Consider the following 20,566-nt stretch of genomic DNA (forward strand, 5'->3'; position numbering starts at 1 on the left):
TAGCAGGGACATCAGAACCATGTGTAGCTATTTGATGGTTGCGGTCTGGGCATCGAATTCATGCTCGTGTTCACCACCGGTCAACAGAGACAGGAGAGGTACAAGCTTGGAAACGACCGGTGAACCCCAACCAGTCGTGGCATCCCAACCTTTTTTCGCCTCATATCCGGGAATCGTTACTGTGTTACCAGCATTGTCCACAAAAGTGAAGGTATTGTTGCCGGATGTGATGTCATGGAAGGTTGCGGAATAGATGCCGTTTATGCGGCCAAAGAGCAGATAAACGACAGGATTGATGAAGCCAACACGTTTGTTACCATACTGGCTGGCCAGAGCAGCAATACCAGCCCACTGGGGAGAACCAGCGCTCGTACCACCAAAGATGAAGACTCTTCCGAGTCCAGCACCGCTATCTGAAGTAACAGTCAACACGCCACCATTGATGGCTGCGTTATAAGCTACATCAGGAACACCGCGCTCTTTACCTGGGATATTAGACAGACCATACTGGTAGAATGGCTTGCTATAAACTTTGCTGAAGCCACCACCAGTACCAGCGCCGAATTGTGGCTCATTCCAGGTGGTCTCGCTCTGGTAGGCACCTGTAACAGCGTCAGCGACGAGTTGGGTACCACCAACACCTGTTACGAATGGATCGTTGGCAGGGGATGAGGCGGAAAGGATGTATGAGCTACCATCACAGGAAGGCTGAGCAGCACCCTGGTCACCAGCGGAGGCGAACAGCGTGATATGCTTGCGGGCAGCAGCCTGGAAGGTTTTGTGCCAGCTCTGTGTGGTTGCAGCGTCCAAACAACTCTCAGCTTCGCCAAAGCTCATCGAAACGGTATCACCGAGATTGTTATCGATGGCATACTGGAGTGAAGCTTGCAGGTCACTGTCGTTACTGCTCTTCGCCAGCACCAGGTTGATGGTGGCATCTGGTGCTACCGCGTGGGACCATTCAACGTCCAACGCAATCTCGCCAGCCCAACCAGTCTGTTCTGGGCTACCATCAAATGGAGTTAAGGAACCCTGGCCAGGAACGATGTTCAACGTGGGATCGTTCAAGCCAAAGAGCTGATCAAACGCATGCAGATCATCCTGGATGTGGGGAGCACTGTAAGCGTCAAGGATCACAATCGAGCGACCTTTACCAGTGATACCTTTATCCAACAGTGGCTGAATGCTATACGCAGTACGAATCTGCTTGGGTCCATAACAACGTACGGGGGCCGTATTCGATTGACAATTAAAGGTCTTGTCTTGCACTGTTCCCGCATAAATATGGTGGGGATTAACTACCGAATGCGGATTGGTATGACTCGATGTATGAGCATCCACGGTTTGTGCTGCGGCACCTGACGCCAATAGAGCTAATAGAAGTGTACAGGCGAAAAATCCATACAGCATCTCGGGAGCTACCATACGTCTCTGCGTCATAAGATATCCTCCATACTTTAAAATAATATAGTTAAAAGTGTCTATAGGGAATAGCTACTTCTTAAGTATAGAAGATAATAATTCAATTTGCCAGTTGAAATCCTGGAAATACTAAAATATGGGAATATTCAAACAAACATGATTAGTAGGTAGTAACTAAATGGAAGATATATTACTATCAAAACACACTTTGACACACAATGAAACAGTACATATAAACATCATCATCATTTTCATTTATAAACTGTCTGAAAATTGCCAGGAAAAAAGTACTATTTAGTAAATTTACGCAACATTATGAGCAACAAAATTCGAGCAAAGCTGAAAAGAAAGGTTGAGGATAAAGTGCGGCTCCTGGTCTTTCTTTTCATGGACCAGGAGCCGCACTATAGAATTTAAATCTACTATCTTATGCGCGGGGTAGAATAGGGAGATTCATCCCTTCATCGCGAGTGCGATGGGTACCAGCAATATCTTTAATGCCGCCTTCAGGATAGACCAGTTTGGCTTCTGCCTCCGGCAAGAGGCTAGCAACCTCTTTCAGGACTGCATCCAGGAATTGATCTTCAGGAACAGTCTTGACGACCTGACCTTTACGGAAAATGACGCCCTTTCCTTTTCCGCCGGCCAGACCAACATCCGCATCCCGGGATTCGCCAGGACCATTGACAACACAGCCCATCACGGCAACCTGAATAGGGGTCTGCACTTTTGAAAGTCGTTTTTCAACTTCATTCGCGACGCTGATCACATCAATCTCAACGCGGCCACAAGAAGGACAGGAGACGAAGGTGACACCACGATTACGCAACTCGAGTGAACGCAGAATCTCAAAGGCGACTGGAATCTCTTCTTCTGGCTCAGCACTCAAGCTAACACGAATTGTGTCACCAATACCTTCTGCCAGCAGCAAACCTAATCCCACCGACGATTTAACCGCGCCCGTCACCAGGGTACCAGCCTCAGTAATGCCCAGGTGCAAAGGATAATCAGAGCGCTGCGAGAAGCGACGATACGCTTCAACTGCCGTGAGGACGGTTGATGATTTCAGCGAGACATCAATATTGTGATAATCCAGCTCTTCACACCAGCTAATATACTCTAAAGCACGAGTGACCATCCGTTCAGCCAGATTTTCACGCTCAATACGCCGTGCCTCGGCGGGATCTGAACGCTCCAGAGTACCATCATCGCGCAAACGCACCTGCACACGTTGCATCTGCGCAACCTTATCCAGGGCATCGATCGAACCAGAATTGACACCAATACGCATCGCGACATTACGTTCTTTGGCCGCCAGCACGATCTCCTCTAACGACTTCCGTCCACGTAAGAGATTGCCTGGATTGATACGTACTTTATCAACACCCTGACGAATTGACTCAAGCGCTAATTCTGGATTGTAATGGATATCAACAACCAGGGGGATATTAATGCGTTTTTTAATCTCACTTAAAACAACGGCATCTTCCATCTCTGGTACAGCGACACGCACCAGTTCACAACCTACGTCCTGCAAGCGTTGAATCTGTGCAACAGTTGCGTCCACATCACGTGTATAGGTAGTGGTCATAGATTGAACGGCAATTGGTGCGTCTCCACCGATTGCAAGATTACCTACATGTATTTGTCGTGTTTTTTTTCGCATAATTGAAAGTAAACTCCGTTTAGCCGTTCCAATGCATGAGATCACTGACCGTGACCACAACCATGAGAACTAATAGTAAAGCAAAACCAACCAGATTTATCAGCCCTTCACGCTCAGGTTTCAAACGCTTACCGCCACGCAAAATCTCAACCAATATGAGAAAGACGCGTCCACCATCCAGAGCGGGGAAAGGTAAAATGTTAAAAATTGCTAAATTCAAACTTAAAGCGGCTGTCAGACTTAAAATGGGCCACCAGCCAACGACAGGGGTCTGCTCTGCCACAGTCTGTGTCACCTGCGCAATGCCAACCGGTCCAGAAAATTGAGGCTGAATAGCACCAATAATCATCTTACCAATAATGGTCAGATATTGACGAATAAAATCAAAGGTATGCAGAATGCCTCGATAGGGAGCCTGCCATAAAGGATAGTGCATAATCACTGTTTTGCTTCCAACACCCATTGCCCCCTGGCCCGGTGCTGGATGGGCACGTGCATTGACAGTAATAGCTACCGGAGCGGCTTCCTTCTGGTGCCGGACTGTCAACTGCAACGGCACAGTATTATGTTTCCCTTTATCTGCTCTAATCGCATCACTGACAACATTAAACATATCAGTAAAGTCTTTGACAGCCTTACCATTCACAGTTAAGACCGTATCATCAACCTTCAGACCAGCGGCAGCAGCAGGCGAGTTTGGCTGTATCGAACCAATCATTGCGGTTGGTGATGCCACTGGCTCACCCAGACCATACGCAACCGTAAACAACACAATACCCAGGAGAAAATTCATAAACACGCCAGCGCAGAGCACAATGATACGCTTGCCCGCTGTCTTGGCGGCAAAGCTGCCTTCATCATAGCGCCCCTGCTCATCTACAGTATCGCCACTCTCACCTGCCATACGCACAAAACCACCAAGTGGCAAAAGATTGAACGAGTAGAGAGTGCGCTCAGGTATGGGGGCATGCTCATCAACACTCGCATTGCCAAAAGGATCCTGGATATTGCTGGTATCAACAACCGAGCTGCCGCGTCCAAACCATAAAACCTCCCAACCACCCCGCTCACGTTTGCGCAAACTCACCACGTTGGGGGGAAAGCCCATACCGAACTCTTCAACTCGAATACCAGCCCACTTCGCCGCCATAAAATGGCCAAGCTCGTGAACAAACACAAGTAATCCCAAAACCGGAATAACCGCGAGTATATACCAGCTCATCCCTTATTCCTTTACTCAGCAAATGTCCAATTACATTATCTTGCCATGCAAGCGTGTAAGCCACTGCACAAACTCTGTGTCAGCAACATGCACGATTACCATTTGAATACATTGCCGCCACTAACTCCCTAAGCACGTTTCTTCCATAACTCTCGGACAGTGCGACGTGCCCAGGCACAGGCATCAAGGGTCGCAGCTACATCTGGTTGCTCGATTGATTGATGCCGTTCCAAAGCCGCATCAATCAACTGCGCAATTTCTATATAGCTAATTTTCCTCGTCAAGAACAGCTCGACCGCCTCCTCATCAGCTCCTACCAGAACACAAGGATACGTCCCACCACGTTTTCCAGCCTCAACAGCCAGCCGGAAACAAGGGAAACGTTCAAGATCCAGGTCCTCAAAATGGAGGGAGGCCACATCGGCCCAGCGCAGCTCACGGATAAAATCCGTCTCGGCAGAATCCAGGCGATCAGGATAGGCGAGAGCGTTCATAATCGGGAGATGCATACTTGGTAGACTGGCCTGCATCTTCACAGAGCCATCGATAAACTCAACCATGGAGTGAATAATGCTTTCAGGATGCACCACAACTTCCATCTTCTCGTATGGGACCCCGAAGAGCCAATGGGACTCAATAACTTCAAGAGCCTTATTCATCAAGGTGGCGCTATCAATGGTAATTTTTGGTCCCATACTCCAGGTTGGATGCGCCAGAGCTTGCTTGACCGTGACGGTCTTTAACTCTTCTAAAGGAGTCGCTCGGAAGGGTCCTCCAGATGCGGTCAATAACAGGCGATGAATGGAAGATGTTTCTTCACCCCGTAAACATTGCCAGATGGCACTATGCTCACTATCAATGGGATAAATAGGCACACCTACCCGTTGAGCCGCCTGCGTTACCAGATGACCTGCCATCACCAACGTCTCTTTATTTGCCAGTGCAATCGTCTTACCAGCACCAATCGCGGCCAGCGTGGGCATCAGTCCAACTAAGCCTGAGGTAGCCGCCACGACAATGTCTGCATCGCTATGTGTCGCAACGGCGAGTAAACCTTGCTCACCGATCAAAGCCTGCGGCAGTAATCGTCGTGCTTTGGCCTCAACCTCAGGGGTATCCGCGAAACAGGTCACTAACTCGGGTTGAAATTCCTGTACCTGCTGTGCCAGCAAATCCACATTACTGCGCGCCGCCATAGCCACGATACGAAAATGTTCGGGAAAGCGCCGCACAACATCGAGGGTTTGCCGACCAATTGAGCCCGTACTTCCTAATAAAGCAATACGTTTAGGGAACGTTGTCATGAAATTTAACCTATGAAAATATTGTAACGTACCCACATAAAATGGGCTACGAAATTATTTAGCCTCTCAACCAGATTATAACATGTATGCATCAATGCATAAGCAAGTAGACGAAAACAGGACATTTCTGCCATTACTGGCCAGCTACTTCAGCGAGCCAGTAAACTTAATCAGTGAAAAAACAGGGAAAATACATAGACGATAAACACCGCAAACAACAAGCTATCGATACGATCCAGCATGCCTCCATGTCCCGGCATGATCTGTCCACTATCTTTCACATGCATCTGACGCTTGATCATCGATTCTGCGAGATCTCCCAGTGTAGCTGAAATGCCAATGCATAAGCCTAACAGGATTGCCAGATACCAGGGCACGCCCAATGGAATCACCGTCAAGAGCAAACACGCAAGCACCGAAAAAACCAGACCTCCGGCCACGCCTTCCCAGGTCTTGGCGGGACTGATATGGGGAGCCAGTTTATGGCGTCCGAAGTAACGTCCTGAGAAGAAAGCCGCTCCATCAAAGCCCCAGACCCCTAAGAGGGTCGCCAGGAGCCACCAGACGCCACGGGGAAGCGTAACCCAGTAACCGCTCATCACGTGTAGCGTACTGGTCTCGTATCCGCGCAGCAATAAGAAGTAGCTCATCGACCAGCCCAGGTAGACGGGAACCGCCAGCGTCAGAGCCCAATCTACCATTGTGCCCTCCAATTGCTTGCGCATAAGTAGCCAGCAAAAGGCAACGAGCATTGAGGCCCCGATACCTACTTGAAGAATAAGCATATGTTGGGCGGGAAACATCGCTGAAAACAAAAAAAGGATCATCAGACCATAGCTGATCCAGGCAAGTGGCCGATAGCCAGCCTTGAATAGCATGGTGTGAAGTTCAATCATCCCCAATATCGCTACTAACAAACAGGCCACGAAAGCCCACCAGCCCCCAAACCAGACAAAGAGGAGCACAACTGGCATCGCGATTCCTGCGGTCAACCAGCGTTGAGCAACAGATGAATTCCCTTTTTTTTCGGGTTCAATGGAACCCTCTTTACTATGCTGTTTACTTGTGCCTTGCAAACAATTCACTTCCTCAGTCGAGCTATAATTATTTTATCATACACAGATATATGCTGTCCCACCACGTACGCTATCCACCCTCACAGATAGGGAAAGCGCAACAGCACAAAAAAAAGAATACGTAGAGCAATATCTGGTGGTCTCTACGTATTCTATCACTGTTTTTTACTTAGAGGGGACGTCTAGACGACCAAAGCGTCTACGGCGCTGATTAAAACTCTCAAGAGCAGCCAGCAAATCTTCATGCCCAAAGTCGGGCCAGAGAGTTGAGGTTGCATAGTATTCGCTGTATGCTGATTGCCAGAGCAAGAAATTGCTCACACGCATCTCGCCCGCAGTACGAATAACCATATCGGGATCTGGTAAATCGCGAGTATATAAATATGAGCTAATCATTTCCTCGCTAATCGTCTCAGGATCGCGCCCATCGGCAATAATCTGCCGAACCGCATCCACGAGCTCAGCTCGCCCCCATAATTAAAACAAACATTCAAGCCAATGCGTGTATTATCTTTTGTCAATTCAACTGACTCACGCACCGCCTTCTGAATATCAGGAGACAGATCATACAATCGACCAAGATGGCGCAAACGCACCCCATCGCGGTGGAGTTTTTCTAGATCCGAGCGAATGGTCTCCCAGAAGAGACGCATTAAACCTTCAACTTCATTCTTCGGGCGTCCCCAATTCTCGGTTGAAAAAGCATACACACTGAGCATTTGAATGTTTTCATCGGCGGCACACTCGACAACACGCCGAAGCGCAGTCACGCCTGCTTTATGTCCAGCCAGACGAGGCAAGTGCCGTTTGGTCGCCCAGCGCCCATTGCCATCCATGATGATGGCAATGTGACGCACGGGTTGCTCCTCAGATGCGACAAGGGACGTCTGCGCTAAATTCTTCTCTTTCCCTTTCATAGATGAAAAGAGTTGTTGCATCTTGGTCAAAGTTAGACCTCCAGGATCTCCAGTTCCTTCGCTTTTCCGATCTTCTCCATCTCATCGACGTAGCGATCGGTGAGCTTCTGCAGTTTGTCAGTGCTGCGTTTCAGCTCATCTTCAGAAACTTCTTTTTTCTTTTCTCGGTCGCGTAACTTATCCTGGACATCGCGACGGATGTTACGGATAGCGACCTTATGTTCATCAGATTTCTTATGGAGAGTTTTCACCAGGTCACGACGACGCTCTTCGCTCATCGGCGGAATGACCAGGCGAATAACCTGCCCATCATTGTTAGGGTTGATACCAAGATCCGACTTCTGAATCGCTTTCTCGATATCGACCAACAATTTTTTATCCCAGGGTTGAATTACCAGAAGGCGAGCCTCTGGGACGGTGACTGAGGCTACCTGATTAATCGGTGTGGGGGCTCCATAATATTCAACATTAATACGATCAATCAAAGCTGCGCTTGCTCGTCCGGCACGAATTGCATTGAGATCCTGTCTCAAGGCTTCAATGGCCTTTTGCATACGTCGCTCTGCATCCCCGAGTAAATCTGCTGTCATTGCATACTCCCTTTTTCTCCAGGTACAATATGCACCTTAAAAACGGGACGTGACGAAATCGGTCGTGTAACAGGTTGCACGACTACACAGGTTCTTTCACGTCAGTAGAGACAAGTGTACCATACTTTTCACCACGTATAATGGCTTCCAGAGCACCGCTCTGGTGCAGGTTGAAAACCAGAATAGGCATGTTGTTATCCTTACACAGCGAAAGTGCGGTACTATCCATGACTTTCAAACCCATGTTCAATGCCTTCATATAACTCAGGTCAGTGAAGCGCTGAGCATTTGGATTGCGCATAGGATCGTCATCATAGATTCCATCCACTTTGGTCGCCTTAAGCAGAACCTGCGCATTTAATTCGATCGAACGTAATGCAGCAGCCGTATCTGTGGTAAAAAATGGGTTTCCACTACCAGCAGCCAGAATAACGACACGCCCTTTTTCCAGATGGCGTACCGCGCGGCGACGGATAAAGGGTTCCGCGACCGGAGGCATCTCGATGGCCGTCTGTACTCGTGTGCTAATGCCGATTTTTTCCATTGCATCCTGCATTACCAATGAGTTCATAACGGTTGCGAGCATGCCCACGTAGTCCGCGGTACTCCGATCAATACCTGTCGCGGCAGCATCTGCTCCGCGCCACATATTTCCGCCCCCAATAACCATCGCGACCTCTACCCCCAGGTCGTGCACACGCTTAACCTCTCCAGCAATACGCCGTACGGTTTCGGCATCAATACCAGATCCCTGAGATCCTAGCGCTTCACCACTCAATTTGAGTAGAATTCGCCGATATTTTGGCTCGACTGACATCTTGACCATTCTCCCTTGTGCGCGACCATGAGGGACGCCTCTTCGTTTTTGTGTTCCGATATAAAACTAGTGAAGGATATCCTCAAAGGGATATCTGTTAGTGCTATGCTTGAAAATGGTAGCTCTGAAAAGCTACTTATTCTCCGAGAGCAAAGCGGCTGAAGCGGCGAACCACAATATTCTCACCGGTCTCAGCAATTACTCGACGCACAAGGTCACTGATTGTTACCGAATCGTCTTTTACCCAGGGCTGCATCATGAGCACCTGCTCGCTGAACTCTTTTTTCAACTTGCCACTGAATACCTCTTCACGGCGTGCTTCAGGAACACGAGCCATCGAGGGATCCTCAGCAAATTTCTTGCGGGCAGCCTCAATCACATCAGCTGGAACATCTTCATAATTCACATATTTAGGAGCAACGCCCACAATCTGGAGAGCCAGATCAGAAGCCAGGTTACGGAAACTCTCGCTACGAGCGACAAAGTCGGTGTTACAATTCAACTCAATCAACACGCCCAGGCGGTTGTTGTGGTGAACATACGAGAAGACGCCACCCTCTTTGGTCTCACGACCAGCAGTGACCATCTTTTCTGCTTTTTTATCGCGGCGTGCCTCAAGATACTTGACGGCGTCATCCCATGATTTAGCATCAGACAAAGCATTTTTGCAATCCGCGAATGTAGCACCAGTCTCTTCGCGCAACTTCTTTACATCGGTAGCTGCGAACTCCATAGGTTGGTTTCTCCTCAATCTTTATGTATGATACTCAGATCTTATGATCAGTACAACAACTGCTGTCCATTTTTTTTGACTCTGAGTGCTTGACAAATGAAAAATGTGCCGATTCCACGCTCAAATAGCGGGAAAAAGGACAAAGTATATACACAAAAAGGCGGGAGTCAGGGGGCTGATATGCCCCTTTTCTCCCACCAAGCATTCTGTTGAGTTTTGACTAATGAACCTCTTTAGAGACCAGTTCTGGCTCAACAGCTGGAGCTGCCTCGGCCTCTTCTTTAGGGGCTTCTGCTTTAGGAGCCTCTTCTTTAGGGGCTTCTGCCGTAGGAGCGGGGGCTGCGGGAGCCTCGGCTTCAACTGGTGCAGGAGTTTCAACTGGTGCGGCTGTCTCAGCAGGTGCAGCGAATTCAGTTGGTGCTTCGCTCTCACCTGGCTCGGCATCTTTCTGCTGAGCCTCAAGCTCGCGGCGACCCTCAACGGCTGCATCGGCAATTTTCGCACAAAGCAGGCGAACGGCACGAATGGCATCGTCATTAGCAGGGATAGGATAATCCATCTCGTCTGGATCACAGTTTGTGTCGGCCAGTGCGATGATAGGAATTTCCAGGCGACGAGCTTCCATCACAGCGGTACGCTCTTTGCGCGTATCGATGATGAAGATAGCGCTAGGCAAGCGGCGCATGTCTTTGATACCACCCAGAATACGCTCCAGGCGCAGGATCTCATCCTGCATGTGCTGGACTTCTTTTTTGGGCAGGCGCTCAAAATCGCCACGGTCACGGCGCATTTCCAGGTCACGCAGATAAGTAATACGCGATTGAATGGTTTTGAAGTTGGTCAGCATACCACCAAGCCAGCGCTGGTTCACATAGAACATTCCACAACGCTTGGCCTCTTCAGCAACAGCCTCTTGTGCCTGCTTTTTAGTGCCGACAAAGAGTAGGGTGCCGCCATCAGCAACGAGCTGCTCAACAAACTTGTAGGCATCGTTCAGGCGAGTCACGGTCTGCTGCAAATCGATGATATGAATGCCGTTGCGGTCCATGAAAATGAACTGCTGCATCTTTGGATTCCAACGGCGGGTCTGGTGACCAAAATGGACACCGGCTTCCAACAACTGTTTCATGGAAATGATATTAGCCAAAAAACGGACCTCCCTTGATCCTCCGCTCTCACATTACGGCGTCAGGGTCCCCGAAGGTGTATGTGTGTTCCAAACATCTAGAGAAGTTATGGACCCCAGGGTCAGCGCTTTCCCAGAGAGCGTGTGTACTTATGTGTTGTTTTTTCGCAGGCGATCAGTTCTCGCCTACTTCGACAGTGAAGTATAGCACAGAGCCCTTGAGGAAGCAAGAAATAAAGATTGGCAGGACTCCTCAGCACAAAAAAATTAAGGTATACTTGAAAAAGGCACAGAAGAGTTGATCAGGATGTGCCGTTGTGGCGCATAGAAGAAGAGGGTAGAAATGGGAATGTGGATGATGCGCAGAAAATCATATTATTATAAGATACATTTAATTGCTGACACGCCGCAGCTTCAGGCACCGATGTTCTTTGTTCCTCGCATGCCCAGTCCCTATCCTCCCCCCTTTCTAACCGCCTTCTTGCGCCTGGAAGGCTACCACGCAAAGTACTGCTCCTAAAAATAGGTGAATACCGTCCGCTTCTTGAAATCAGGCGTATAGTGTAAAGTGAAAGTACACATTTTTAGCTAATTGGTTGTGGGGCTGTCATACCAGTTCGGGGTTGCAGAAGTAGAAAGGGATTGATGAAAGATGGTACGTGTCTTAATTGTTGATGATCACTCATTAATGCGCCGCGCTGTACGTGAGGTAATTGAAAAAGAAGTAGATATGCAGGTCGTTGCGGAAGCCTGCAACGGGCAAGAGGCAGAGCTTCAGGCGATGGAGACGCAACCTGATGTTGTGCTGATGGATGTGGATATGCCGGATTGCACTGGCTTTGAAGCAACTGAACGTGTGCTGGCTTGCTCGCCAAACTCGCGCGTGGTTATTTTTACTTCAGCTCATCAGGAACAGTTACTTTTTCAGGCCATTCAAAAAGGTGCGATGGGCTATATTACCAAAGATATTGAGCCCGATGCTTTGATTCATGCCATACGCTGTGCCGCACGTAATGATCTCTGTATACCAGGTGCCTTTGCTACTCAGGTGCTTGCTTATTTGCGTTCCTCCTGGAAGGTGAATAGTGTCTATGGCGGGTTGATGTCATCGGCTGTCTCCTATCGTACACCACGCCGCACCATCCATATGTCTGTTGGAGGAGAAACCACCTTAACTGACGCCAGCTCAAATTTACCACGGCCGCTCACTGACCGCGAAAAACAAATCCTGGACCTGATGCGCAAGGGGCGTAAGAATAGGGAAATCGCGCTTGAACTGGCGATCGCTGAATCAACGGTACACAAACATGTACAAAACATCTTCGAGAAGCTGCATGCACGTAACCGTACTGAAGCAATCTATCTTACTACCGCTGAAGGCTAATATTCCATCCAACAAGTATGGTACAATAGCATCAAGAAACTTGAGAACAGATCAGAACCATTCACCCGGGTAAGCAATGTTGCTGACCTCGCATGTGCGGTGTTCACAAACGCTTTTTACAAGCCTATTATCATACAGGATGCTATACGTGCGAGAAAAACGAACGGGGCAGCCAGGAACAAAGCCAATTTCACAACCACCTGTTACAGAAAAAACGTCGTTCCTGGCTCAGTCCGCCATTTTTCAAGAGCTCAATGCGCAGGATATCAGCGACCTTAATCAAAGCATAACTTCACTTACTTGCCAACCGGGACACCTCATCTATCGTCCCGGCGAGGCCAGTACAGCCCTCTTCTTTATTAAAACTGGTCGCATACAACTCTATCATCTTTCAACCGATGGTAGGAAATTAATTACAATCACCCTCAGCACAGGAGCCTGTTTTGGCGAACAGGTATTGTATACCCCGCAGATCTCCACCAGTTTCGCTGAAGCCCTTACTCTTTCCTATCTCTATGTTTTGAGCAAGGCGGATATCAATCAGTTACTGGCACAGAATTCAGCCATCGCCACTGCCTTGCTGCAGTTGATAGGTCAGCGCCTGACGTATATGGAAACACAATTGGTGAGCACGACTTTTAAAAGCGTTACGACACGTCTGGCGGAGCTTTTACTCCAGTTAGCGGCCCTCCAACAGAAAAGTCGACAGAGTTAACCATTGATGGTTTGAGTCATGAAGAGCTGGCGGATCGCCTCGGTGTGTATCGTGAAACGGTGAGCACGGCTTTACGCGAACTCAAAGAAGCCCATGCCATTCAAATTGGACGTAAACATATTGTCATCCGCCAACCTGGCTTGTTACAACAACTCGCGCAAACCGGCGGCAAGACAGGCCTACATAGACGGGAATATTGATGGTTATCAAAGCACAGCATGTTACCAAGATTTATCGCAGTGGTCAACTACGGGTGGAAGCACTCCACGATCTTTCACTCACCATTGAACAGGGAGAAATGGTGGCGATTATGGGACCCAGCGGTTGCGGAAAAACAACCTTGCTCAATTGTTTGTCAGGTTTAGATACGATTGATGAGGGCGATATCTATATCCGTGGTCAGAATTTACGGGATTTAAGTGAGCGCGAACGTACTGCCTACCGCGGACAACATATGGGCTTTATCTTTCAGGATTTTAACTTGTTACCAGTACTGACTGCAGTGGAAAACGTTGAGTTACCGCTGCTGGTCTCAAAAATGTCCAGTCGCAAGGCCCGCTGGCGCGCACTGGAGATGCTGGAGGTCGTAGGACTGTCCGCACGGGCTCGCCATCGACCAGCCGAGTTATCGGGCGGTCAACGGCAACGTGTCACGATTGCACGCGCTCTGGTCAACAATCCTGCCCTGGTCTGGGCTGATGAGCCGACTGGGAATCTGGATAGCGAAACAGCGGCTGAGGTGATGGAATTACTCTTGCGGCTCAATCGCGAGCAAAACCAAACCTTTGTCCTGGTGACGCATGCTGAAACTATTGGACAACAGGCTCACCGCATCATTACCATGCGCGATGGCAAGATTCTGCCCTCCTGAAACACCAGGAGAGCAGTACAGCCGCCCACGATAGCTTATTTAGCTATCGTGCGATTTTCAGCGGTCAACTGGCTGCGCACGACATCTTTAATGTGTGCTGAGGAGAGTCCATAGAGTTCTTTGAGGATGGTCAGAGCCCCATGTTCCACAAACTTATCGGGCAATCCAATCACGCGCACATCCACATCGTTGAGTCCATGCTCTTCCAACAACTCCAGGACAGCACTGCCAAATCCACCCGAGACAACATGATCTTCAATCGTAACCACATGTCCCGTTCCCCTGGCCAGCCGTAAAATCATTTCTTCGTCCAGTGGCTTGGCCCAGCGTGCATTCACAACGGCAACATGAATACCTTCATCCGCCAGTTCTTTGGCCGCAAGCTCGGCCTGCGCTACTGTGGCACCATAAGCCAGTAGCACTGCCTGCTGACGCTCAGCGGACTCGAGCGTGTCAGGACTGAGCAGTTCCGCTTTACCAACCTCTAGCATCTGAAATTGCTTGCTCATTGGTACACCCAGAGCTTTGCCGCGAGGATAGCGTAAGGCAACTGGCCCATCCAGGTAGACGGCGGTATACAACATCTGGCGTAGCTCTTCTTCATCCTTAGGAGCCATAACTTTCATACCAGGAATCATCCGAGAGAAGGCAATATCAAACACACCATGTTGCGTCTGACCATCCTCACCAACCAGGCCTGCCCGGTCCATCGCAAATACCACGTGCAGATCCTGGACCGCAATATCATGAATGATCTGATCAATGGCGCGCTGCATGAAGGTTGAATAAATCGCCACGACTGGAGTGAGTCCACCAACTGCCATACCGCCAGCGAACGTGACCGCATGCTGTTCCGCGATACCGACATCGAAGTAGCGCTCAGGAAAACGCTGGCGCAGCTTTTTCAGTCCAGTGCCTTCTTCCATCGCAGCGGTAACACCAACCACCTTGGGATCCTGCTCGGCAATCGCTACCAGAGCATTGGCAAAAACCTCGGTATACGAAGGTGGATCGCCCGCGTTTTTCTTGATGATACCGGTGGTATAGTCATAGGCACCAGGTCCATGCCATTTCGTGGAGTCGCCTTCAGCAACTTCCCAGCCCTTGCCTTTTTTCGTCACCATTTGCACAATGATCGGGCCGTCAACATGTTTGACATTTTCGAATACATCGAGGAGGGTTGCCATATCATGACCATCAAAAGGACCAAAGAACTTAAAGCCGAGCTCTTCAAAAATGGCCCCGCTCTTGCTGTGCATCATAAACTGTTTAAAGCTGGTCTCAGCACGACCAGCCGCTTCACGCGCTTTATCACCAACAACAGGTAAGCGCTCAATCGACCCTTTGGCCATATCACGCAAGCGCTGGTAACTTGGGGAAGTCTGCATACGGCGCACATTACCCAGGTATTGTGAAATCGCACCAACATTATCAGAGATAGATTTATCATTATCATTAAGTACAATGATCAGATTTTTCTTCAGACTGCCAGCGTTATTGATTGCTTCTAATGCCATACCACCAGTTAATGAACCATCCCCAATAATTGCAATGACCTTATGACTCTCCCCCTGGAGATCCCGGGCCGCTGCCATACCCAAAGCAGCAGAGATCGATGTACTGGCATGACTCGCACCAAAGACATCAAAATTACTTTCGTCCCGACGCAGATAGCCCGAGAGACCTCCAAACTGGCGAATAGTATGAAAACGTTCGCGACGACCGGTCAGCAACTTATGCACATACGCCTGATGGCCGATATCCCAGACGAGCATATCATTCGGTGTATCAAAAACATAGTGCAGCGCCATGGTCAATTCAACCACACCAAGATTGGGAGCCAGATGACCACCTCTCACCGACACTTTCTCGATGATCTCACGCCGAATCTCCTTCGCCAAAAGCTCCATCTGTGGAACTGACAGGGCACGTAGTTGCTCTGGGCCATTAATGGTCTCAAGAATGCTTGTCAATGGTTTCCTCCAAATTACTAGGCACTGGCTTCCCTTTGTATATCTCGGCAACAAGCGACCAGTAAATATTTTCATAGAAGCAGCTCACGCCACTATAATGAAGATGCATAAAGTTCTGATAAAGGGTCTATCATAATGGTACCTTTCACAATATTATAGATATGTTCGTAGATACTGGCAAACGTTCCAGCCCTAAAAATTCATGCACTTGAGGTCTTGACAAGCCTTAAACCAGCCTGGTAGGCTACTTTAAGGCCATAAAAGGTTGCCCTTGACAGCTTTCATCTTTCTTCTTATTATGATCCACATATGGTACCACTCACAGTTTGGGGCCGACAATTCCAGACTGTATATTGTCAGCCGACAGGTAAATAGGCATTTTTCCTAAAAGGCGAGGAGAATAAGCAAGAAAGCAGTGCCATACCGTGGACACCCGATCTGAATAAAAACAGGCGTAAGTGCTCTATTCGCCTACCAGTTCATGATTCACCACTGTCACAAACACTGAAGAATCCTGACTGGAGGAAAAATATCCGGCCAATCGACGGCCTGTGTATGCGTCTATGGTGCCTCTTACTGATAGGCACTCTCGTCTCACACAGGTCGGCTAAGAACTGAGTACGTCTTGAAAATACAAAGGAAGGTAGGAGCGGTTACTCGTTCTCATAAGGACGAAGAACTGCACATCTTATGACAAGAAAAGATAGCGAAAAAGATTCAGAGAGACCACATTACTATTCCCAGTTCTGGCTTGATGTCGCTGCGGGACGCCGCGTGATTGGTGCCCAAAACCGGAAGATGGTGAGGGAGCAGAGACAGAAATTCCAGAACCCGCCCCACAACGTCGGGGCCGCTTCAGCGACGCTAGCGATGGACAGGGCGACAAAATCGTTCACCCCGTTGCTGAGCCAGTACGGACACCTCAGGATTTTATCGAGCCTGATACAGAGGAATATGAGTTGCCCTCGAATGATCAGGAGGAGCTCAGCTACCAGGATGAGAAGGTAGAAGATGCGGACGTCCCCGATATGGATCTTGCTTCCGAGGAGGAGGAGGAAGAAGAGCTGTTCGAAGACGAAGAGGAGGAGGAGGAAGAGGATGATGACATGAATTGGGGCCGCGGCCGTAAAAAAGCCAAGCCTACACGTGCATCAAAACCTGCTCCTAAAAAACCTGGTAAACGTGACCCTCGTCGCCCTTACTAAGCTAGTAGTCTATCAGACATCATGTGATGGGGAGGCGGGGATGCTAGCGAGCATGCCGGCGGGCGATTGATCAAGCTGGCGTAGCCCCTTTGACTGGTGCTGGGGATCGGGGCTGGCCCCGGAATCTCTCCCCCCATCCCGCCCGCGTAGCGGGGGCACAACTCATCACACGAAATTAGACAAAGTACTGGTTCTGCTTCAAAAAGCAACATACAAGCGACCGCAGTGATTGCGGTCGCTTTTTGTGATGAATTGTTTGCTTATCTAGATATCTTCAGTTACGGATATATACCACGAACCTGCGTTGCTTCAGACACCCGCGAGATGGCAAGCATGTTGGCTCCCAGGCGCATATCACAATGATAGAGATCGGCCTGATCCGCCACCGCATCGAAAGCCTTATTCATAATCACTTCCAGACGAGCAATAATTTCCTCATTGCCCCAAAAGATGCTTTGCAGATCTTGCACCCATTCAAAGTAGCTAACAGTTACCCCGCCGGCATTGGCCAGAATATCCGGGATAACCAGCCTGCCCTTCTCGAAAAGGATCACATCGGCTTCGGGCGTGGTTGGACCATTGGCGGCTTCAGCAATAATGCGCGCCTGGATAGTGTCAGCATTATGTTCGGTAATCACTCCTTCCGTGGCGGCTGGAATCAAGATATCACAGGGAACGGTGAGCACATCCGCAATGCTAATACTTTGGCCATCTGGATATGTTGCGACCGTCCCATAGGCCAATTTATGGCGCTGCACCGCTCCAGGGTCCAACCCTTCCTCGTTATACAGGCCACCAGAGGTATCGCTTACGGCCACAATCTTACAACCCTCAACATGAAACAAACGCGCTGCAATACTACCAGCATTTCCGAAACCCTGAATGCTGACCCGTGCACCTTTGAGGGACATGCCTAGTCGTTGCGCGGCACGACGCGTGGTAAACAATACACCAGTTGCGGTGGCTTCATTGCGGCCTTCGCTACCACCAATCGAAAGAGGTTTTCCTGTCACGACCGCTGGAACAGAAAAGCCTGAATGCATGGAATACGTATCCATCATCCAGGCCATAACTTGTGAGTTCGTATTCACATCGGGGGCGGGAATATCACTATGGGGACCAATAATGATTGAGATTTCAGTCGTAAAACGACGCGTTAAGCGCTCCAGCTCGCTTGCAGTCATATTTTTAGGATCACAGATCACACCACCTTTGGCACCACCATAAGGGATCCCCACGACTGCACATTTCCAGGTCATCCACATTGCCAGAGCCTTCACCTCATCCAACGTTACGTCAGGACTGTAGCGGATGCCTCCTTTGGCAGGGCCGCGATTCACATTATGCTGGACGCGATAGCCGGTCATGGTTTTAATTCTGCCATTATCCAGACGAACTGGAAAATTAACGATGAGTTCACGTTTGGGCTTACGTAAGATCTCACGCATATCTTCAGATAACTCCAGTTTGTCAGCGGCCAACTCAAATTGCTGAACGGCCATGTCGTATGGGTTAAAGTCTTGCATGATCTCTCCTCTATCGCAAACCTCGCAATGTTTGCCTTATGTATACATCCTTGTATACCCCCGCCCCCAGACGCAGGGAATTATCCCTGCGTCTCTTCTAACTTCTTCCTTAATAATGGGAGAACAACGTCGGCTTTCGCCTGACCACGGGTTTGCTTCATTACCTGACCCATAAAGCTTTGAATAACATTGGTCTTGCCATTACGATAATCAGTTACACCTTTTTCGTTTTTCGCAAGCACCTCTTCAATTATACGCTCTAAAGTACCCAGATCGCTAATAGGAGGCTTAATGCCTTTGCGTTCAACAATGGCTTCAGGCAACTCACCACTCACAAATGCTTCGTCAAGCACTTCTTTTGCCTGTTTGCCAGTAATGCGCTCTTTATCGAGAAGGTCCAGCAGGTTGGCCACTGCGTGTGGGGTCAGGGCTGTGTCCTGCACTGCAATCGCATTGGCTTTTAACAAGCGCACAACCTCACTGAGAACCCAGTTACTGGCGACTTTAGCACGTGCCTTACGATCCTTGACGGGCGAAGCTGCTACTACCTGCTCAAAATAGTCACCTAAGGCTTTATCTTCCGTCAGCACATTGGCGTCTTGAGTGGAAATACCATATTCGTCCTGATAGCGCGTCCGACGAGCATCGGGCAACTCAGACAACTGCTCCCGCAAACCTTCCACTAAGGGACGGCTAATAATCAATGGCGGCAGATCTGGCTCGGGGAAGTAGCGATAATCATCAGCCTTCTCTTTCACACGTTGAGTGACCGTGATACCCTTATTCTCGATCCAGCCACGCGTCTCCTGGCGGATCGTGCCACCGTTACGAATGACTTCGATTTGACGGCGCGCTTCGTATTCCAGAGCTCGCTCAACTGAACGGAAACTATTCATATTTTTAATTTCGGTTTTTACACCCAGCTCTTGCTGTCCACGTGGGCGCACCGAGACGTTCGCATCGCAGCGCAAACTTCCCTCTTCCATACGTCCAGAAGAGACACCGATGTAGATCAGGATTTCACGCATCTTCTGCATGTAGAGACGGGCTTCCTCAGGAGTACGCATGTCAGGCTCGCTCACAATTTCCATCAGCGGCGTACCAGCGCGATTAATGTCAATCAAGGTATACCCCTGACGATGGAGAGAACGGGCCGTATCCTCTTCTAAATGCACACGGGTAATCCCAATTTTGCGCTCCTCGCCCTCATTCCCGATCATTATATAGCCATCATTGCTCAGGGGAATATCATATTGAGAGATCTGATAGCCCTTCATCAAATCTGGATAGTGATAGCTTTTGCGATCAAACTTTGAGTATTCAGGAATAGAACAATGCAGTGCCAGTGCAGTCATAATGGTATAATTAACGGCTTCCTGATTAATAACCGGTAACACACCAGGCATTCCCATACATATCGGGCACACATGGGTATTAGGGGCGGCATTGGCATAGTTGGTGCTACAAGAACAGAACATTTTGCTCCTGGTCAACAACTGTGAATGCACCTCAAGTCCGATAACGACCTCAAAATCCGTATCAATCGGAGTATATGCATTTGTCGTCATGCGCGTATTCTCACTTTATTTCTATCGTATTACTATGTCTACAGCAGAGCAGCCTTATTTTGTCGTAAGTCTAGCCGTTTCTTTTTGATCCGTCAATGGGAAGGCACAGTTGCCCTCACTGCACGCATCGCGCGCACAATTTAGAGGTATCGCCATTTATTTTAGCACAGAGACATAATGCTCATTATTTCGGGCCCATCAACAAAAAACATCTTCCATGGACGTTCTTTCTTTTTGAAAGATGATAACCAGGTGAGCATAACGTATTGCTGTGCTGTAGCTACACAGGTGAAATCTTACATTTCCAGGAAAGATAGGCTAGCTATTGATGAGGTTGAGGGTAGAGCAGATTCCACGTTAGAAGCAGTCAGGCATACAATGTCCTCATAAGTAAATATACCTCAAAGATCGATATCAATCGGGCAGAGAAAAGGAGAGGAGTGAATAACTG

Annotated in this window: 17 protein-coding genes and 1 pseudogene; 5 read left to right on the top strand and 13 right to left on the bottom strand. The window is 48.9% G+C overall.

The annotated features are described in order from the left end of the window. Positions 1-27: 27 nt before the first annotated feature. The 10 genes and pseudogenes from KDW_RS04465 to rpsB form a co-directional block, all read right to left on the bottom strand. Positions 28-1,440 (bottom strand): S53 family peptidase, encoded by a 1,413-nt coding sequence (locus KDW_RS04465; protein WP_151754851.1) that lies wholly within the window; start codon positions 1,438-1,440, stop codon positions 28-30. A gap of 409 nt (positions 1,441-1,849) precedes the next feature. After that, a complete protein-coding gene (gene ispG, locus KDW_RS04470) occupies positions 1,850-3,088 on the bottom strand; it encodes a flavodoxin-dependent (E)-4-hydroxy-3-methylbut-2-enyl-diphosphate synthase (RefSeq protein ID WP_151754852.1) in 1,239 nt (412 codons plus the stop codon). A 19-nt stretch (positions 3,089-3,107) separates the two neighbouring features. Beyond that, a complete protein-coding gene (locus KDW_RS04475; RefSeq protein WP_151754853.1) occupies positions 3,108-4,310 on the bottom strand; it encodes a M50 family metallopeptidase in 1,203 nt (400 codons plus the stop codon). A 128-nt stretch (positions 4,311-4,438) separates the two neighbouring features. Beyond that, on the bottom strand, positions 4,439-5,614 hold the full coding sequence (locus KDW_RS04480; RefSeq protein ID WP_151754854.1) for a 1-deoxy-D-xylulose-5-phosphate reductoisomerase: 1,176 nt from the start codon (positions 5,612-5,614) through the stop codon (positions 4,439-4,441). Positions 5,615-5,784: 170 nt separating this feature from the next. Then, positions 5,785-6,690: a phosphatidate cytidylyltransferase gene (locus tag KDW_RS04485; RefSeq protein ID WP_151754855.1), complete on the bottom strand. Its 906-nt coding sequence runs from the start codon at positions 6,688-6,690 to the stop codon at positions 5,785-5,787. A 165-nt stretch (positions 6,691-6,855) separates the two neighbouring features. Beyond that, positions 6,856-7,628, bottom strand: a pseudogene (gene uppS / locus KDW_RS04490) (polyprenyl diphosphate synthase). An 11-nt stretch (positions 7,629-7,639) separates the two neighbouring features. Beyond that, complete coding sequence (frr, locus tag KDW_RS04495; RefSeq protein WP_151754856.1) at positions 7,640-8,197, bottom strand: ribosome recycling factor; 558 nt, start codon at positions 8,195-8,197, stop codon at positions 7,640-7,642. 82 nt (positions 8,198-8,279) lie between these two features. After that, entirely contained in the window at positions 8,280-9,014 is a 735-nt protein-coding gene (gene pyrH, locus KDW_RS04500; RefSeq protein ID WP_151754857.1) for a UMP kinase, read from the bottom strand. Positions 9,015-9,150: 136 nt separating this feature from the next. Continuing rightward, complete coding sequence (gene tsf / locus KDW_RS04505; protein ID WP_151754858.1) at positions 9,151-9,747, bottom strand: elongation factor Ts; 597 nt, start codon at positions 9,745-9,747, stop codon at positions 9,151-9,153. A gap of 220 nt (positions 9,748-9,967) precedes the next feature. Continuing rightward, positions 9,968-10,876: a 30S ribosomal protein S2 gene (gene rpsB / locus KDW_RS04510; RefSeq protein ID WP_151757293.1), complete on the bottom strand. Its 909-nt coding sequence runs from the start codon at positions 10,874-10,876 to the stop codon at positions 9,968-9,970. A 649-nt stretch (positions 10,877-11,525) separates the two neighbouring features. Between rpsB and KDW_RS04515 the strand changes: the two genes are divergently transcribed. From KDW_RS04515 to KDW_RS04530, 4 genes are all read left to right on the top strand, one after another. Beyond that, positions 11,526-12,257, top strand: coding sequence for a response regulator (locus KDW_RS04515; RefSeq protein WP_151754859.1), 732 nt, complete (start codon positions 11,526-11,528; stop codon positions 12,255-12,257). A gap of 148 nt (positions 12,258-12,405) precedes the next feature. Beyond that, on the top strand, positions 12,406-12,972 hold the full coding sequence (locus KDW_RS04520; RefSeq protein WP_162004940.1) for a Crp/Fnr family transcriptional regulator: 567 nt from the start codon (positions 12,406-12,408) through the stop codon (positions 12,970-12,972). 11 nt (positions 12,973-12,983) lie between these two features. Further along, positions 12,984-13,172, top strand: coding sequence for a helix-turn-helix domain-containing protein (locus tag KDW_RS04525; protein ID WP_162004941.1), 189 nt, complete (start codon positions 12,984-12,986; stop codon positions 13,170-13,172). Further along, the gene (locus KDW_RS04530; protein WP_151754862.1) at positions 13,172-13,843 is read left to right on the top strand and encodes an ABC transporter ATP-binding protein; all 672 of its coding nucleotides are present in this window, start codon (positions 13,172-13,174) and stop codon (positions 13,841-13,843) included. Before KDW_RS04525 ends, KDW_RS04530 begins: the two co-directional genes overlap by 1 nt. 35 nt (positions 13,844-13,878) lie before the next feature. Here KDW_RS04530 and dxs read toward each other — a convergent pair whose 3' ends face one another. Beyond that, positions 13,879-15,816, bottom strand: coding sequence for a 1-deoxy-D-xylulose-5-phosphate synthase (dxs, locus tag KDW_RS04535; protein ID WP_151754863.1), 1,938 nt, complete (start codon positions 15,814-15,816; stop codon positions 13,879-13,881). Between the two features lie 959 nt (positions 15,817-16,775). On the opposite strand from dxs, the gene KDW_RS31540 reads away from it, so the two are divergent. Next, a complete protein-coding gene (locus KDW_RS31540) occupies positions 16,776-17,021 on the top strand; it encodes a hypothetical protein (RefSeq protein ID WP_162004942.1) in 246 nt (81 codons plus the stop codon). Between the two features lie 278 nt (positions 17,022-17,299). On the opposite strand, the gene KDW_RS04540 is transcribed toward KDW_RS31540, so the two are convergent. Then, positions 17,300-18,547: a Glu/Leu/Phe/Val family dehydrogenase gene (locus tag KDW_RS04540; protein WP_151754864.1), complete on the bottom strand. Its 1,248-nt coding sequence runs from the start codon at positions 18,545-18,547 to the stop codon at positions 17,300-17,302. An 80-nt stretch (positions 18,548-18,627) separates the two neighbouring features. Next, on the bottom strand, positions 18,628-20,115 hold the full coding sequence (gene gatB, locus KDW_RS04545) for an Asp-tRNA(Asn)/Glu-tRNA(Gln) amidotransferase subunit GatB (RefSeq protein WP_151754865.1): 1,488 nt from the start codon (positions 20,113-20,115) through the stop codon (positions 18,628-18,630). Positions 20,116-20,566: the final 451 nt, after the last annotated feature.

Origin of the sequence: Dictyobacter vulcani, from assembly GCF_008974265.1 — a bacterium.
GTDB classification, from domain to species: domain Bacteria; phylum Chloroflexota; class Ktedonobacteria; order Ktedonobacterales; family Ktedonobacteraceae; genus Dictyobacter; species Dictyobacter vulcani.